Annotated in this window: 12 protein-coding genes and 1 tRNA gene; 7 read left to right on the forward strand and 6 right to left on the reverse strand. The window is 52.8% G+C overall.

What is annotated here, in order from left to right; translation table 11 throughout:
• From AC5S16_RS01415 to AC5S16_RS01440, 6 genes are all read left to right on the forward strand, one after another.
• On the forward strand, positions 1 to 1,515 hold the full coding sequence (locus AC5S16_RS01415) for an MGH1-like glycoside hydrolase domain-containing protein (RefSeq protein WP_493928214.1): 1,515 nt from the start codon (positions 1 to 3) through the stop codon (positions 1,513 to 1,515).
• A 381-nt stretch (positions 1,516 to 1,896) separates the two neighbouring features.
• Positions 1,897 to 4,581 (forward strand): glycoside hydrolase family 3 protein, encoded by a 2,685-nt coding sequence (locus AC5S16_RS01420; protein ID WP_493928215.1) that lies wholly within the window; start codon positions 1,897 to 1,899, stop codon positions 4,579 to 4,581.
• A gap of 164 nt (positions 4,582 to 4,745) precedes the next feature.
• Entirely contained in the window at positions 4,746 to 5,435 is a 690-nt protein-coding gene (locus AC5S16_RS01425; protein ID WP_493928216.1) for a response regulator transcription factor, read from the forward strand.
• A gap of 34 nt (positions 5,436 to 5,469) precedes the next feature.
• Positions 5,470 to 7,242, forward strand: coding sequence for a sensor histidine kinase (locus AC5S16_RS01430; protein WP_493928217.1), 1,773 nt, complete (start codon positions 5,470 to 5,472; stop codon positions 7,240 to 7,242).
• A 79-nt stretch (positions 7,243 to 7,321) separates the two neighbouring features.
• Positions 7,322 to 8,776 (forward strand): hypothetical protein, encoded by a 1,455-nt coding sequence (locus AC5S16_RS01435; protein WP_493928218.1) that lies wholly within the window; start codon positions 7,322 to 7,324, stop codon positions 8,774 to 8,776.
• 66 nt (positions 8,777 to 8,842) lie between these two features.
• Positions 8,843 to 9,514 carry a cupredoxin domain-containing protein gene (locus tag AC5S16_RS01440; protein ID WP_493928219.1) on the forward strand — a complete coding sequence of 224 codons (672 nt, stop codon included), beginning with the start codon at positions 8,843 to 8,845 and terminating at the stop codon, positions 9,512 to 9,514.
• Between the two features lie 23 nt (positions 9,515 to 9,537).
• Here the strand turns inward: AC5S16_RS01440 and AC5S16_RS01445 are convergent, their stop codons facing one another.
• The 6 genes from AC5S16_RS01445 to AC5S16_RS01470 all read right to left on the reverse strand — a co-directional run bounded on the left by AC5S16_RS01445 (position 9,538) and on the right by AC5S16_RS01470 (position 14,062).
• The gene (locus tag AC5S16_RS01445) at positions 9,538 to 10,827 is read right to left on the reverse strand and encodes a nucleotidyltransferase family protein (RefSeq protein ID WP_493928220.1); all 1,290 of its coding nucleotides are present in this window, start codon (positions 10,825 to 10,827) and stop codon (positions 9,538 to 9,540) included.
• Positions 10,828 to 10,866: 39 nt separating this feature from the next.
• Positions 10,867 to 11,223 (reverse strand): cupredoxin domain-containing protein, encoded by a 357-nt coding sequence (locus AC5S16_RS01450; RefSeq protein WP_493928221.1) that lies wholly within the window; start codon positions 11,221 to 11,223, stop codon positions 10,867 to 10,869.
• Positions 11,224 to 11,254: 31 nt separating this feature from the next.
• Positions 11,255 to 11,536 carry a hypothetical protein gene (locus AC5S16_RS01455; protein WP_493928222.1) on the reverse strand — a complete coding sequence of 94 codons (282 nt, stop codon included), beginning with the start codon at positions 11,534 to 11,536 and terminating at the stop codon, positions 11,255 to 11,257.
• Positions 11,533 to 12,612, reverse strand: coding sequence for a hypothetical protein (locus AC5S16_RS01460; protein WP_493928223.1), 1,080 nt, complete (start codon positions 12,610 to 12,612; stop codon positions 11,533 to 11,535). Before AC5S16_RS01460 ends, AC5S16_RS01455 begins: the two co-directional genes overlap by 4 nt.
• A gap of 227 nt (positions 12,613 to 12,839) precedes the next feature.
• A tRNA-Gly gene (locus AC5S16_RS01465) sits at positions 12,840 to 12,914 on the reverse strand.
• A 215-nt stretch (positions 12,915 to 13,129) separates the two neighbouring features.
• The gene (locus tag AC5S16_RS01470) at positions 13,130 to 14,062 is read right to left on the reverse strand and encodes a LysR substrate-binding domain-containing protein (protein ID WP_493928224.1); all 933 of its coding nucleotides are present in this window, start codon (positions 14,060 to 14,062) and stop codon (positions 13,130 to 13,132) included.
• A gap of 147 nt (positions 14,063 to 14,209) precedes the next feature.
• Here AC5S16_RS01470 and AC5S16_RS01475 point away from each other — a divergent pair, with 147 nt between their 5' ends.
• Positions 14,210 to 17,386, forward strand: coding sequence for an efflux RND transporter permease subunit (locus AC5S16_RS01475; RefSeq protein WP_493928225.1), 3,177 nt, complete (start codon positions 14,210 to 14,212; stop codon positions 17,384 to 17,386).
• The last annotated feature ends 8 nt before the right edge of the window (positions 17,387 to 17,394 follow it).

The raw sequence follows: 17,394 nt of genomic DNA on the forward strand, positions 1-17,394 counted from the left end.
ATGGTGGACAAAGCAGATGCCATTTCAGAGACGTTTTCTGCTCCCGTTTTTTCAACGCAGAATGCGCAGTGGCAGGCAGCTTATGACAAGGCGCTTGAGATACTGGGAAACAATGTGCAGGTGCTGCCGCGCTTCGATAAGCCTGTGCTGATTGAGGGATCGGAATACGCGGGCATCTGGCAGGAATGCGGGCCGCTGGAGGCGCTGGTCTACAGAAAGTTTCGTGCTGATGTGGCGCGGAACAGCCACATGGTCTTCTTCGCTCTCCAGCGGCCTGACGGACAGCTTCCGGCAAACAACAAGCGCACTGAGGCTGGCTTCGGGCAGATTCAGATGGTTGTGCCGATTGCGGCGACGGCGTGGGAGCTGGCTCATGCGACAGGCGATCAGGAACTGCTGGAGACAGCTTATGCAGCCTGCTCGCGCTGGGATGCTTGGTTGATGCGCTATCGCAATACGCGAGGAACAGGGCTGATCGAGGGCTTCTGTACTTATGACACGGGCATGGACAACAGTCCGCGGTGGGAGGGCATTCCTCCGCAGTGTCCGGGCAAGGATGCGAAGAACCATGCGGCTATTGCGACGCTTCCCCGGCTCAGTCCTGATCTTTCAGCCACTGTTTATGGCGCGCGGGTTGCTTTGGCTGAGATGACTAAGGCTCTTGGCAAAACATCGGACGCTGCGCGTTGGGTGGAAAGCGCGGAGCATCTTCGCAAGCTGATTCTTGAAAAGCTTTATGTGCCGGAGGATGCTGCGTTTTATGATCTCGATGCGAAGAATCAGTTCGTGAAGGTTCGCTCGTGTGTCATTGCGCGCATGTGCGGGGAGCATGTGCTCGACCAGAAACTGTTTGATGATGTGTGGGTACGGCAGATTCACAATCCGAAGGTATTCTGGGCGCCGTTTCCTCTGCCTTCCATCGCGCTGGATGACCCTTCTTTTGTCCGGCCCATTCCGCGCAATTCGTGGGGAGGGGCTTCGCAGGCATTGACAGCGCTGCGGGCAGGGCGCTGGTTCGATCATTATGGGCGTTCTGCTGAGTTCAGCACGCTGATGGATCGATGGTGCACAGCGATTCTGCGCGATATGAGTTTCCGGCAGCAGATCGACCCTGTAAGCGGCATCTTTACGGAAGGTGATTTGCCGAATTACTCTCCTGCGGCTCTGGTGATGATGGACTTTACCTGGCGGCTTGCCGGTGTGAGGGAAGAGCGGGATGAGTTGCACTGGAATGTGCGTCCCGGCCACACTGTAAGCCAGAATGCAAGTTTCCGTGTGCGTACGGATGCAGGAGCAGATGTGGAGATACGCTACGATTCACGCGGAGCAGAGCTGCGCTTCCGTGGAGTTTCTTTAGCGCGCATTGAGGGCGGAGCGGCTCGCCTGGTTACAGACAAGAGCGGGAAGGCTCTCCGGCTGGTTGGCATCAGTGAAGCGGCACAGCACGTTACGTTGCGAAGCGGAGGACATACGCGTTCGTTACTATTGCAGGCGAACAAACGCGTAGCCCTTTGACAGATCAGAACTGTTGAAATCAGAAGCTATGCTAGTGGTCACGTACAAGAATTGTCAACCGTTCCGAGTGGTATTACTCGATAAGATAACGTTTTCTAATTTAATGAATGACTTTATCCCCAACAGGGGCCGGATCCAGAAATTGGTGTTTAGATGCATCGATTTGAATAAATTGATTGACTGAAATGGTAAAAGCATTTTCTTTAAAAGCAATCTTTCTCTGGAGTCCGGGATTTTCTTCTCTTTCAAATTATGTAAATGTTTACTCATTTGAAAATATTACCAATCAATTGCTGCTGTCAGGAATGTGATCCTGCTCCTATAATGGCCTCGCTCAAAAACAGGATGTTTACCAACTCATTTACAGGAGACGACCTTCGCATGCCGAACTTCCGCGCGCGCATCTTCCCAGGTTTCTTCGCTGTACTCACGCTGCTTTCGCCGTGCGGGCATGCGCAGCAGCAACCTGATCCCAAGAGCCTTCCTTTTATGAACCCATCGATTCCCATCGACCAGCGCGTGAATGATCTCATCGGCCGGATGACGCTAGAGGAAAAGGTTTCGCAAATGCGCGATCATGCTCCGGCTATTCCGAGGCTGGGTGTTCCAAAATACGACTGGTGGAACGAAGGACTACATGGTGTGGCTTTTGCCGGCTATGCGACGAACTTTCCGCAGGTGATCGGCATGGCGGCGACCTGGGATACGGGCCTGGTGCATCGCATGGGGCAGACCATCTCCACTGAAGCGCGCGCGAAGTATAACGAGGCCATGCGCCAGGATCACCATGAGATGTTTTTCGGTCTCACGTTCTGGGCGCCGAACATCAACATCTTTCGCGACCCACGCTGGGGGCGCGGGCAGGAAACTTACGGTGAAGATCCTTTTCTTACGAGCCGGATGGGTGTTGCCTTTGTCAGCGGCATGCAGGGAGATGATCCGAAGTATTTCAGGGTGATCTCCACGCCAAAGCATTACGCTGTGCACAGTGGCCCTGAGCCTATCAGACATCAATTCAATGTTGATGTATCGCCACATGACCTTGAGGACACGTATCTGCCAGCTTTCCGTGCAACTGTAACGGAAGCACATGCTCAATCGGTGATGTGTGCGTATAACGCGATTGATGGCGCTCCGGCATGCGCGAACGCGATGCTTCTGCGTGAGCATTTGCGAGATGCGTGGCATTTTGATGGCTACGTGGTGAGCGATTGCGCCGCAGTCGCTGATGTGAATACCGGACACCACTTTGCTCCGGATATGGCACATGCTGCCGCAATTGCCGTTAAAACCGGAACGGACATTGAATGTGGATTCGGCAAAGGGCAGGCGTATCCGGCGCTGGTGGATGCGGTGCACCAGAACCTGATTACGGAGGCAGAGCTTGATACGGCACTGCACCGGCTCTTTAACGCGCGATTTCGCCTCGGCATGTTTGATCCGCCTTCGAGCTATGTTTACGGTCGCATTTCAATGACCGAGAACAACTCGGCTGAGCACCGTCAGCTTTCACTGAAAGCTGCGCGCGAGGCGATGGTGCTTTTGAAAAATGAAAACCATACGCTTCCGTTGAAGGCCGGCAGCCTGCGCCAGATTGCGGTCATCGGTCCTACAGCGGAACTGGTGCAATCGTTGCAGGGCAATTACAACGGGCCGCCGCCGTCGCCTGTGTATCCTCTCAACGGAATTGAGAAACAGTTCTCCTCCGCGAAGGTGCTCTACGCGCAGGGATCGAGCCTGGTGGAAGGCATGGATATGCCGATTGAGCATACGGCGCTTCATCCGGCGAGCGGCTCGGGCAATGGGCTCACCGGCGAGTATTTTGACTCGAAAGATCTGAGCGGCCAGCCTGTGCTGACGCGCGTTGACCGCAGCATCAACTTCAACTGGGACAAGGTTGTGCCGGTTGAAGGTCTTAAGCGCGACAACTACTCCGTGCGCTGGACAGGTACTTTCACGCCGCCGGCTCCGGGCGATTACAAGCTTGGGGCACGAGTGAACTATTGCTATGCGTGTGAGAATTTTGAGGGCTTCAGGCTCTATCTCGACGACAAGCTGGTTATCGGCAACGAAAGGGGAACGGGAGAACGTGGAGCTGTTATCGATACTGCTGTTCATTTCAGCGATACTAAGCCGCATCCGATTCGCCTGGAGTATCTGCACGGCACCGGCAGCGCCGGCATTGACCTGACGTGGCAGGCTCCTGCAACTGCTCTTCGCGAGGAGGCCATTGCGGCGGCGAAGAATTCTGATGTGGTCATTGTCTTTGCCGGCCTTTCGCCTTCACTCGAAGGAGAAGAGATGCCTGTCAAGCTGCCGGGCTTCAGCGGAGGCGACCGCACGGCCATCGACCTGCCGGCGGTGCAGGAAGAATTGCTGAAGGCGCTTGCCGATACGGGGAAGCCTCTGATTGTTGTTCTTCAGAACGGGAGTGCGCTGGCGGTGAACTGGGCGCAGCAGCATGCCAACGCCATTCTTGAGGCATGGTATCCAGGAGAAGAAGGCGGAACTGCAATTGCTGAGACACTTGCCGGAGACAATAATCCTGCCGGGCGGCTGCCGCTCACCTTCTATTCCTCGCTCAGCCAGTTGCCGCCATTTCAGGATTATTCGATGAAAGAGCGCACGTACCGGTACTTTACCGGCAAACCACTTTATGGTTTTGGGTTTGGGCTCAGTTATTCGACTTTTGCCTACAGCAATCTCAAGATGCCATCAGGGAATGTTAAGGCCGGTGCCCCGGTAACAATCGAGGCCACAGTAAAAAATACAAGTTCTGTACCTGGAGATGAGGTGGCCGAACTATATCTCACTCAGCCGAAGTCGTATGAGACTACAGTCCATATCCTGGCGGGTTTCAACCGCGTGCACCTCAATGCCGGACAATCCACTGAAGTGACGTTCAAGTTGGATCCTCGCTCGCTTGGCCAGGTGGATGCGAATGGAAGCCGCGTCATTCTTCCCGGGGACTATTCTGTTTCAGTTGGAGGTTCACAGCCAGGCAATGATGCGGCTGTTGAAACAGGTAAGTTTACCGTCTCGGGCACTGTGACGCTGCCTAAGTGACTTTGTGAAGCGGTTCGATAAAGCTTGATAGTTCCATCAGACTAAACAATGTAAATTCTGTCACGTTTTTGTCACCGCTCTGTCATTTCTCCTGCAATCCCTCTCTTTATGTCACGGATTGGTGGAAAATTAAAGGGAAGTTTCGAACGAATGGTTTGCCAAGAATGAGTACGATTCTGATTATTGAAGATGATGCTCGTATACAAAAGGCTTTGCAGCATTTGTTTACCGCCGAAGGTTACGAAATCAAGACTTCCACTGATGGCCGCCAGGGGTTAGACATCTTTCGCACGGCCTCCCCTGATGCAGTGGTTCTGGATCTGATTCTGCCCAACATGTCTGGCCGCGAGGTATGCAGGGCGATGAAGCAGACTTCGCCAGATATCCCGGTTGTGGTCCTCAGCGCCATTTCAGAGGTTGCAGATAAGGTGTTGCTGCTAGAGTTGGGAGCGGACGATTATGTGACCAAACCCTTCAGCCCAAGGGAATTGTTAGCGCGCGTACAAGCTGCAATGCGGCGCTCAAAGCGTACACAGCCGAATCCATCGCTGTCTTTTGGTGACGTGCAGGTTGATTTCCTCCGCATGCAGATCACGAAACAGGGCAAGCGCGTTATTTTGACTGCGCACGAGTTCAAGCTTCTCCGGTTCTTTTTAGATAATCCGGAACGGGTGCTGAGTCGCGAAGAGCTTCTCAACGAGGTGTGGGGCTATAATTTTTATCCTTCAACCAGGACAGTGGATAACCAGATGTTGAAGCTCAGGCAAAAACTAGAGGCCGATCCCACAAACCCGGTACATTTCTGCACGGTACATGGGGTGGGTTACAAGTTTGTGCAGTCTCCGCAAACATAAGAGGAAATGGGGTGAAGGGCTAGTGGCAATGCGCATGCGAACGACACTGCTTCTTTGCCTGATGTCCGTTTCCTTCGGGGTAGCAGCACTGAGCCTCCTGGTGGTACATAGCATTCTGGCCAAGCAGATTCACAGCGAGATTGCATCGGATTTACAGCGTTCTATCCTGACCTTCCAGAATATCCAGGAGCAACGGCGGCAGATGCTTTCCCGCGAAGTAGCTCTGCTTGCTGACCTGCCTCCACTCAAATCGCTGATGACATCAAATGATGGCCGCACGATACGTGATGCATCTGCTGAGTTTTATCACCTGAGCGGCAATGATCTTTTTGCGATAGTCGATGGCAATGGAAACCTGACCGCGCTCTTTGAGAATGGTTCGTCGTGGAATGGTGTCCCTGATGCGCTGATTCCAACTGGAGCCGCTTTCGTTTCGCCAAGCCCGCATTATGTCAGGGTTAGAGGACGGCTCTATGAAATCGCATCTCAGCCTCTGTATTTTGGTTCGTCGCAGAGCGGCTCTCTGCTAGGTTATGTCGCTACCGGATACGAAATTAACAGCCTGATGGCTCAGGAAGTAGGCCAGACGGCGGCGGCCGAAGTCATTTTTTCCAGCGATAGCGAAATCGTGGCTGCTACGCAGAATCTCAATAGCCTGGGAAAGAATATCAATCTCAAGGATGCATTGCTGCATAACTCCGGCAATGGAAATGATATCTGGTTAGGTCATGAGCACTATGTGTATGCAGGCATAAACCTTTCATCGCATGGCGACCTGCCAGTTCATCTTGTTGTTCTCAAATCGTATGACCAGGCCAGCCGCTATCTGACTCATCTGAATCATCTGATGCTCGCTCTCGGTGTTCTTATTCTGGCAGTCAGTGGGGCTCTGGCGGTCTACATATCAGCAACCATCACTCGCCCATTGGAGGCTCTGGTAGCGGGAGCGCGCGCTCTCGGCGCGGGCAACTTCGATTACCATTTTCAAATTGCCGGCGCGAAAGAAATCCAGGAACTCGGAGCTGCATTTGAGCGTATGAGCAAGCGTCTGAAAGCGACGCAGCAGGAATTGCTTGCTGCAGAGCGGCTGGCGACGATCGGAAGAATGGCCAGCTCCATCTCACATGATTTGCGGCACTATCTCTCAGCCGTGTACGCGAATGCCGAATTCCTTGGATATGATTCAACTCGCCCGGAGGAGCGCTCCGGATTATTGGCAGAAGTCCGGCTTGGAGTGCAGGGCATGACGGAGCTGCTTGATTCGTTGCTTCTCTTCAGCCAGACCGGCCAGTCCCTCCGGCCCACTTATGAATCTATTCCTTATATTGTGGAACACGCCCTTGCACTGGTGCGGACACATCCCGATGCTGCGAATGTAACCTTCTCTCTTGATCCGATGCTTCAGATCGAAGCCTGGGTAGACACGCTGAAGATTGAGCGCGCAATCTACAATCTGCTGCTTAACGGAAGCCAGGCGGCAAAGTCCGGTATCGGACCGGCGAAAGTCCATATCTCTCTTGCTGAAACAGCAGAAAAAATAAAGATCTCTATTACAGACAATGGTCCTGGAGTGCCTGATTCCATTCGGGTCACGCTATTCCAGCCTTTTGTAAGCGAAGGAAAAATGAGCGGTGTTGGCCTGGGTCTGACTCTTGCAAGCAAGATCGCAAGTGAACACGGTGGCAGTGTTGCACTCGAAGAATCAAGACCTGGAAAAACTGTTTTTTCATTGAGCCTGGCGAAGACGGCTTTAAAAGAACGGGCAGAATATGAGGAGAACGCCGGAACATTTGTTGCGCACGAATAAGAAAAGATAGCTCCACCCGGCGTGTCCATTTAAGGATACCCCCATGAAACGAGCACGATGCGGAAAGATCTTAACTGCTATGCCGATACTTGCAGCTTTTCTCTCTGCCGGTATTGCCGGAGCGCAGCAAAACAGCGCTGCTCTGAGCGAACCGCAGCAGCTTGAAGCGCGAGTGAACCGTCTCATGTCTGCACTTGACGGCATGCGACAGCAGCTGGATGAGTCTCAACATGAGATGGAAGAGTTGAGGGGCGAGATTCGAGGCCTGAAAGAGCAGCTGGCACAAAAGAATGGCGGCGCCGATGCCACACAAGCTGCCTCTGATCTGCAAGCCAGCGTGCAGCAGCTTCAGGAACAAAGCGAAGTATTGCAGGCGGAAGTGAAGCAGCACGATCAGACAAAGATTGAGAGTCTGTCAAAGTATCCTGTTCGTCTCTCCGGCATGCTCCTGTTTACATCATTTATGAACAGCGGCGGTGTCGATAGCATTGATTTGCCCATCACAGCTACCGGCGGCACAGGGCAGGGAAGTCTCGGAGCGACCGCACGTCAGACAATCTTGGGGCTCGAAGCATCCGGGCCCTCTCTTTGGGGAGCCCGAACTTCAGCTGATATCAACGTCGATTTCTTTGGGGGAATCCCTTACGCGGATTACACCACGAGTGCGGGAACAGTGCGCCTCCGCACCGCGCATGCAAATCTCAATTGGTCGCACAGGTCGCTAACAGCTGCATTTGACAGGCCGCTGATCTCGCCGCTGCAACCAACCTCATTTGTTTCTATAGGAGAGCCTGCCCTTGCGTGGTCGGGCAATTTGTGGACATGGGCACCGCAGCTTCAATTTAAAGATAGTGAGCTGATCCCTAATAAAAAATTAAGCCTGGAACTGGGATTGATGGATGTTCCAGCGCCGGGCCCGCCTCAAAATAACGGCCTGCGTCTGGCAAGCCCATCCGAACGAAGCCGCCAGCCTGGTTATGAAGCAAGACTGGGATACTCACTCCCGCTTGGAGATCATGTTATTGAAATAGGCGCAGGCGGGCATTACAGCCGACAATCTTATGACTATGGCCGCCATCTTGATGCCTGGACAGGAACAGTTGACTGGCGAATTCCTTTTACACATTTTCTTGAGTTATCGGGCGAGTTCTACCGTGGGCGCGGTATTGGCGGGCTTGGCGGTGGCGCATTCAAGGACTACATCATCGATTCGGAAAACAATCAGCTGCGTGGTGTGAATGCAGAAGGCGGCTGGGGACAACTCAAGATCAGATTCTCGCATTCAATCGAGTCGAATTTTGCTATCGGGGAGGATAATGCATTTGCTGGTGACCTGCATTATTCCTCCCTTACTCCAGGAGAGACGGATTATGCTTCGTTAACTAGAAATCGCACGTTCTTCGGAAATATCATTTTCCACCCCAAGACTTATCTGCTTCTCTCTGGTGAATACCGAAATATTTACAGCTGGCCGATCGCTGGACAAGTCAATACAAACCACAGCCTGGGTCTTGCCGCGGGGTATCTCTTCTAGATGATGCGTTCCTTATCTCAATTTCGACTATTCCTGCTGGTCTTCGTATCAGCTGTATTGCTTCTGGTGGGACAAATCCGAGCTCAGTCTGTGGATGTGACTGCTCAAATAGAACTGAAGCATCCTGGAAAACAGCATGCTGCGGCGCAGAGCCAATCGTCAGGTGTGGTGCTCTGGCTGGACCCGATTGCCGATACACCAGCAAAGATCACGCCTGGGCACTTTCGCCTGGTGCAGAAGGACAAGAAATTCAATCCTCATCTTCTGATTGTGCCGGTAGGCAGCGCAGTAGATTTTCCTAATATGGATACTTTTTTCCATAACGTGTTTTCGCAATTTAATGGAAAGCGCTTTGATCTAGGTTTGTACGAGGCAGGGAGCACCAGGACCGTACATTTTAACAGGGAAGGCATATCTTACATCTTCTGTAACATTCATCCCGAAATGAGCGCAGTTGTGATTGCTCTCACCACTCCTTACGTGGGTGTTTCTTCCGATAATGGCAGCATTATGCTGCATAACATTCCTGCCGGGACATATAGAGTGCACATCTGGGGAGAAGGGGTGGATACACAGCAGCTGGACCGCCTTAGCCATAACGTGCAGATCGATTCATCTGAAAGCAGTCTAGGAGTTTTTGCACTTACAAAGGCAGATACGATTGCGCCGCACAAGAACAAATTTGGCGAGGACTACAAGCCGGAGGCGTCCCCTGTATATGGTCCCAGCATGCCGTAGGCAAACGAATATGAATCTTATAACTACGAACCAAGTTCGCGTTGCGATACCCACCACCGAAAGCCATGAAGGATAGTTTCGGGAATGATACGTGCCTGCGCAGACAAACGCGAAAAAAGATAGAACACATAACGCGGCAGAGGATGCAGGCCGGAAATCCTTGCGGGCTTTTTGTTGCGGTACATGGTTGCATTGTGATTCATGCCGACGATTTTTTTCGGTACCAGTACGTGCCATACAAGCCGGCGCTTATCCTGATGAGAATGGAGCAGCGCCGCGTGCAGCCATATCCAGTCCTTGTTTTGCCGAAACATTCCTTCAAGCGATGCACCAATAAAAAGATGGAGCCATTGTCGTACTGCGGGAGATAGCCGCGTGATCTCAGCGTCTAGGTCCTCGTAAAGATCGCAACTGAACCATGCGCGCGCATGAGCGAACACGATGGCTTCCAAGGCGCGAAGAGTGCTGCTGTGGTTTTGCCGCCAGAGATTCCAGAACTTATGGTCAGTGGCATGATTGTGAAGAAACACGGCCAGTTCATACACGTGATTAACGACCCAATCGCCCTGGAGAAGATTGCGCAAGATGTGGAGCGTGAAATATCCAAGATGATCTACAGAATCAAGATCGGGGAAGGTAAGATCTTCGATTGTCCTGGTAATACGTCGCTGCCAGAAGGAGTCAAGTCCCTTCACCGAAATATGAGAGGTACGGTCATTCCACAGGCAGTAGTGGAGTTCGATGGAGAGCGGCATATCGGGATCGAATACATTCCCTCTCCATTTCCAGTTACCTTGACGCATCAGGGTCGGAACGTGATCTGCCCGGCTGTAGTCCGTGACAAGCTCTGGTTGATATCCGATTGACTGGAGCGCTTGCTGGGCATGTTCCAGCATTTTAGGTGGGCAATATAAATCGATGTCACCCTGTGCACGAAATCGGGGATTCGCAACATAATGTGGCGACTGGGTGAAACCTTTGAGAACAAGGTGTTCCACACCTGCAATTTTTAAAGTATTCGCGACTTCACGATACGTTGTCTTTACGTGTTCAAACCTGGAGAAGTTATCAGCAACATTTTTCGCAAGCCGGGCTGTTACCAGAGAAGGAAAAGCACGATTGTTTATCTGTGCCAGTTGCAGAGTCAGCTGCGCTGGTTCGCAAAACTGTAACAGGGACTGCCATTCACGATCGGTCAGATCATCTAGTGCATCGGTACTTCTACCCTTGAGCTGGAGAGCAACCATGAGCGCCGCAACTTCGCGTGGAATGCGAGGAGCAAGTGTCCCGTTTCCAATGGGGTAAGGGCGCATGAAAAGCGGCTCTCCAGAGACTGGGGGTACAGTTTTTGCTTAGTGCTCTTTCACGTGAACAACAAAGTGCATTGAGCCGTGACCAATTCCGCAAAAGCGCCCACACTGCCCCTTAAAATCGCCCGCATGGCTGGGAGTGAATGAGAATTCTGCCGGATGATTTTTCGATGCCAGTTGGTCGATGCCCAGGTCTTTGATCAGCAGGCTGTGTGGAACATCATCGGAAATAAGCTTCAGCTTTACGGTTTCTCCGTTTGTTACCGAAATCTCAGCCGGCTCGAATGAATAACGACGCGCATGAATTTCGATTGTACGGTCCTCTCCATGTGCATATGAAGCGGTCAGAGGAGCCGCCAGAGCGACGAAAAACGCAGATATAGCGACTATCTTCTTCATTAAGAATTCTCCCTGTTATGTAATTAGTAAATTAAGGCGCCATGTACTTAAGCAAGAGCTGCTCATCATGGCTGGACAGCCTCGCACGGACGCGCATGTGCATGATGACTGTTCCCGTGCTTCGTTGTGAGATTGTCATAGGCGGCGTGTGGCAACGACCGCAGTTCCGCTGAAAGACCTGTTCTCCTGTTTCAGGCGAGTGGCTGGCACGGGCGTTCTTCGCGGGCGGCTGCTGCTGATCAAGGCCAGCTGCGACAATTCCTCCGCACAGTAGAACTGCTGCCAGAACAATAGATGTAAGTAGAGGTTTCATCTGCTTTTTCCCGGCCAGAGCGGCAGCGCAAAACGATAAGTGAATCCTGCATTCCAGACATTTGCATCTGTCTGCGAGCTGAAGGTTCTTCCGTAGCTCGATATGAAACGTAGATCGTCGCGCAGTTGATAGTTCAATCCGAAGTCAAACCGCTGGGTATTTATCTGGGGCAACGAATTACCTCCACCATTCAAAGGAAAGAACTGTTGCATACGGCCTACCAGCTGAATTCGCTTGAGTACGGAGGGGATAGGAAGTTGCTGTAGAAGGTAAGCTGACTCAATCCAATATCCATTGCCATTGTGGCTGTAGTCATATTCAGCTTTTAAATCGAGTGAAGTTTGTGGAGGCTGCCAGGAAACATAGGCGGCAATGCTATTGATCTCACGCTGCTGCAGAAAGCGCTGATACGATGTGCCGATCTCAAGATGCGGCTGTGTCAGAAAGACACTTACATCACCGCCAGCAACGCGCGCAGAGCCTAATTCATTAATGCTGCTGCGAGTGGAAACGTATGCCGTGTACTGCAGCGTATATTCCGGTTGCTGTACGGCAACTCCCCGGAACATTACTCCATTGCCGGATCCGGTTGTGCGTGTACCGATAGTTGCATTGATGGGTGAGTCCTGGAGGTTTCGGATCCAGATAGGCTCCAGACGTTCGTTATACAGCCCGAAGGGTAACAGATACCTTCCGGCCGTAACTACCAGGTGAGAGTCGGCCAGCCAATCGACCTGTGCGAATTCGACAGTCTTGAAAACTTTGCCGGTAAATGGCCCGCTGGTCTGGTTCTGCCTTTGAAAGAATCCTGTGAAATCTGTGCGGGACTCGAGAAGAAAGTGCGAGCCGAAAGGTACGAGAAGAACAGGATTGATTTGGGGTTCGAGTGTGGGGATGCCTCCGTTCACGTTGTGGATATAACCCATCCCACCGGAAATGATAGGAACGTGGCCCGCATGATTCTCATCTTCTGTTGTTTGAGCATGTGCCCAGAGACACAGACTCACAACCATGACCAGCGAGATGAATTTGCATTTACTGTGTCTGCGTCCTGCGACAATGTTCAAAGGTGTCATGCTTTTCTGTTTCCGGTCTCAATGAGGCGAGTATAGGAACAGGCATGGGACGCGATTGTCACGGCGGTGTCATCGCTTCGTCACTCTTCTGGTGATGAAAGAGAAGGTCAGCGGATGCGTCTTCCAGAGATTTGCGCAAGGCGCGCAGGAGTTGCGAAAGCAAGCTGTGCTTTTTGTGCAGCTATCCATGCATGAAGCATAGATTCAGTTGCAAGCTTTGACTTGATTGGAGCGGGAGACCGGGATCGAACCGGCGACATTCAGCTTGGGAAGCTGACGTTCTACCACTGAACTACTCCCGCTTCTATACGAATAGCTTACGTTGATATCCGCCTTATTATCCAAATGTTGTTAGACATACTACGGCTTGCCGACCTTCACACTGTTGGAAAACCACTGTTGGATAGCAAGCATGGCGATCAAGATCAACTTCAAAAAGTATCTCAAGATCGACAGCCGTTGGCAATCCGTGCCAGGGGCTCAGAGTGAACGCAATACTGAAGTCGGCGCGAGCTTGTCAGGTCTGAATCTCCGCTATTTTATCGATCCTGACCGAACTCTGAATCAGTTCTTTCTTTGCGCGCATGAAATCCAGGAACGCTTTCTGGATGCCGCCTTCTCGTTCCGGAGACCAGGCCATGACCAACTCAACTGATCCTGTGGGTTCGATCAGCGGGCAATAGGAAAGATCATTGAACCGGTAATGCTGCAGGCTCGCCGGAATGAGAGTGACGCCCTCGCCTGCCTGTACCAGTGTGAGCACACTGGAGAGGACGTTGGACGTCTGGATAATCCTGGGAGAGAAACCTGCCTGCGCACATAGCGCAGTGATCTTATCGAAGAGCGTGGAGGAAAGGCTGCGATCGCACATGATAAACGGCTCGTCAGCCAAGGCCTGCAGGCGCAGCGGACGGTTGGCCAGCGGATGATCTACCGCAAGCACCGCAATGAGCGGATCGAAATAGAGAGTTTCCGAGCGCAACATGCGGTCATAAGGCGACTGCAGAGGGCGGGTAAAGCCAACGTCAAGGGAACCATTCAGTAGTGCTTCAGACTGTTGTATCGGAGACATTTCCATGAGCGAGAGACGTGCGCCGGGATAAAGGCGGCGAAAGTCGCGAATGATAGGCGGGAAAAATTTTCCCGCAGCCCATACAAGAAAACCAACGGTGAGTGTACCCGCTTCTCCCCGGGCAGACTGTTGGGCGAGATCTACCGCCCGATCGGCAGCAGCGAGCACTTTACGCGCTTCCGCGAGAAAGATTTCCCCGGCTGGAGTGAGGCTTATCTGTCGCTGCATGCGATTGAGTAGAGACACGCCGATTTCGTGTTCGAGATCTAGGACCTGTTCGCTGATAGCTGATTGTGAGACGTGCAGAGCACGAGCTGCGCGATTGAAGCCATGCCAATCGGCCACGGCACAAAAGTAGCGAAGGTGACGCAGTTCCATAATTTATATTATCGCTATTTCCGATCATCCCATTCGGAACAAACTGTGCGACCTATTGATTCCGAGCCGCTCAATATATATGTATGTTGCTGCGTGTTTAACGCATGCACAAACCAGTAATTTCCCCTCACGGAGACAAACAACCACATGTGGATTGTCAGGGTGGCGCTGACGCGGCCTTATACATTTATTATTCTCGCGCTGCTCATTCTCATTCTGAGCCCGGTGATCATTCTCCGCACTCCTACAGACATCTTTCCTAATATCGATATTCCGGTGGTCTCGGTTGCGTGGACCTATACCGGGTTGAATCCGGAGGAACTGGAAGGCCGGCTTACGTCGCCATATGAAAAAGCGCTCACCACGCTCGTGGATAATATCGAGCACATCGAATCCACAACATATAACGGCACAGTCGTCGTAAAGGTTTTTCTTCAACCCAATGCCAGCCTCGATACGGCTAATGCGCAGGTCACGGCAGCATCGCAATATCTGCTTCGTCAGCTTCCGCCGGGCACGCTGCCTCCCGAGATCATCAACTTCAGTGCATCGAGCGTTCCGATTCTTCAGATTGGCCTTTCCGGACAAAACCTTTCCGAGCAGCAGCTCAACGATCTTGGACTGAACTTCGTCCGCACGCAGATGGTGACGGTTCCGGGCGCAGTGGTGCCGCTTCCATATGGCGGCAAGCAGCGCCAGGTAATGATCAATATGGATCAGGGCCTGATGCAGGCGAGAGGTGTTTCGCCGATTGACGTGCTGAATGCAGTAAGCGCGCAGAATCTGACGTTACCTTCTGGAACAGCGAAGATTGGAGAAAACGAATACGATGTGCGCCTCAATACGGCCCCGCACACCGTCCCTGAACTGAACAATGTTCCGATCAAGCAAGTGGGGAACACAATCATCTATCTGCGGGATATTTCCACGGTGAGCGATGGATTTGCGGTGCAGACCAACGTTGTCCGTCAGGATGGACGGCGCGGCGTGCTTATCAGTGTGCTCAAGGCGGGAAATGCTTCGACGCTCGACGTTGTGAAAGGCATCCGCGCCATGCTGCCGCGCATTGCGACGATTGTGCCGCCTGAGCTGCACATGACGCCGCTTGCCGACCAATCGATCTTTGTTCGCAGCGCGGTCAGCGGCGTGATCCGCGAGGCGGTGATTGCGGCTGCGCTGACTGGATTAATGATCCTGCTGTTTCTGGGCAGCTGGCGCAGTACGCTGATCATCGCTGTCTCGATTCCGCTGTCGATTCTTACGTCGATCATCGTCCTTAGTTTTCTGGGGCAGACCATCAATATCATGACGCTCGGCGGTCTTGCGCTCGCTGTAGGCATTCTGGTGGACGACGCGACTGTGACCATCGAAAACATCGAGCGCTACCTTGAGCAAGGACTTCCTCTCGAGCAATCGATTCTGGATGGCGCTGCGCAGATCGCAGTTCCGGCGCTGGTCTCCACGCTGTGCATCTGCATCGTTTTCCTGCCGATGTTTCTGCTGGGCGGCGTGGCGCGGTATCTCTTTGTACCTCTGGCTGAAGCCGTGGTCTTTGCCATGCTTGCATCCTATGTTCTTTCAAGAACGCTGGTGCCGACGCTGGCGATGTATCTTCTTAAAGAACATGACGAAGAAGGCCATGCGTCGCGCAACATCTTTGCGCGTTTCCAGCGTGGATTTGAGCAGGGGTTCGAGAAGCTGCGCGCCAGCTATCGTGCGCTGCTCACACGGCTGGTGCTGAGTCGCAAGCTCTTTGTTCCTTCATTTTTTGGAATATGCTTGTGTGCCTTTCTTCTGCTGCCATGGCTGGGACAGGACTTCTTCCCCAACACTGACAGCGGAGAGTTCATTCTCCACGTACGCGGCAAAACCGGGCTGCGCATCGAGGAGACAGCACGTCTCTGCGACCTGGTGGAAGACAACATCCGTAAGGTGATTCCGGCAAATGAGCTGGACAGTGTACTCGATAATATTGGCCTGCCTTACAGTCCGATGAATACCATGCACTCGACTTCGGGCGTGATTGGCGCGAGCGACGCCGATGTCATGGTCGCTCTGAAAGAAGACCATCACCCCACGGCGGACTACATTCGCAAGCTGCGGCAGCAATTGCCAGGCGCGTTCCCGGGGACTACGTTCTACTTTCTTCCGGCGGACATCGTTACGCAGATTCTGAATTTCGGCCTGCCTGCGCCGATTGACGTTCAGATCGAGGGTAACAACGTAGAAGCGAGTCATGACATTGCGGATAAGCTGCTGACACAGTTACACCAGGTTCCGGGCCTTACTGACCTTCGCATCCAGCAGCCGTTTGATTATCCGACGCTCAATGTCGACGTCGACCGCACCAAGGCGCAGCAGGGTGGATATACCGAGCGCGATGTTGCATCGAGCGTGCTGAACACGTTGAGCGGCAGCTTCCAGATCACGCCCATGTTCTTCCTCAACTGGAAAAATGGGGTGAACTATAACCTGGTCGCGCAAACGCCGCAGTACCATGTACAGTCCTTGCAGGATTTGCAGAATATTCCCATCACCGCGGCCAGCAAGCAGCAGCCGGAGATTCTGGGCGATGTGGCTTCCATCGGAAGATCACGGGAGATGGCTGTTGTTTCGCACTACAACATCCGCCGCGTCGTCGACATTTATGGCTCAGTGCAGGACCGCGACCTGGGAGCAGTAAGTCGCCAGGTAGAGCGCATTGTCGACGCCAATAAGAAAAATCTGCCGCGTGGCACCTTCATTTCTGTTCGCGGACAGGTGCAAACCATGCGCACTTCTTACACCGGACTACTTACTGGCCTTCTCTTCGCCATTGTGCTGGTCTACATGCTGATCGTCGTGAACTTCCAGTCGTGGCTTGATCCATTCGTTATCATTACGGCGCTGCCTGCTGCTTTAGCCGGAATCGTGCTCATGTTGTTCTTCACGCATACTACGCTCAGCGTCCCTGCCCTGATGGGAGCGATTATGTGCATGGGAGTGGCCACTGCAAACAGTATTCTTGTCGTCTCGTTTGCAAAGGAAAGATTGCAGTTCCATGGTGATGCCGTACGCGCCGCCATTGAAGCGGGCGCAACACGCTTCCGCCCTGTTCTGATGACGGCCCTGGCCATGATTATCGGCATGATCCCGATGGCGCTTGGCCTGGGCGATGGAGGCGAGCAGAATGCTCCGCTTGGCCGCGCTGTAATTGGCGGACTGCTGTGCGCGACCCTAGCCACGCTGATCTTTGTGCCTTCAGTATTCGGCCTCCTGCATGGAAGCCGGCCGCCAAAGCAGGTGGACTCCATGGAAGAAGAAGGGCACACGAAATATGCATGAGAACGACG

It is taken from the genome of Acidobacterium sp. FHG110202_01, from assembly GCF_059115305.1.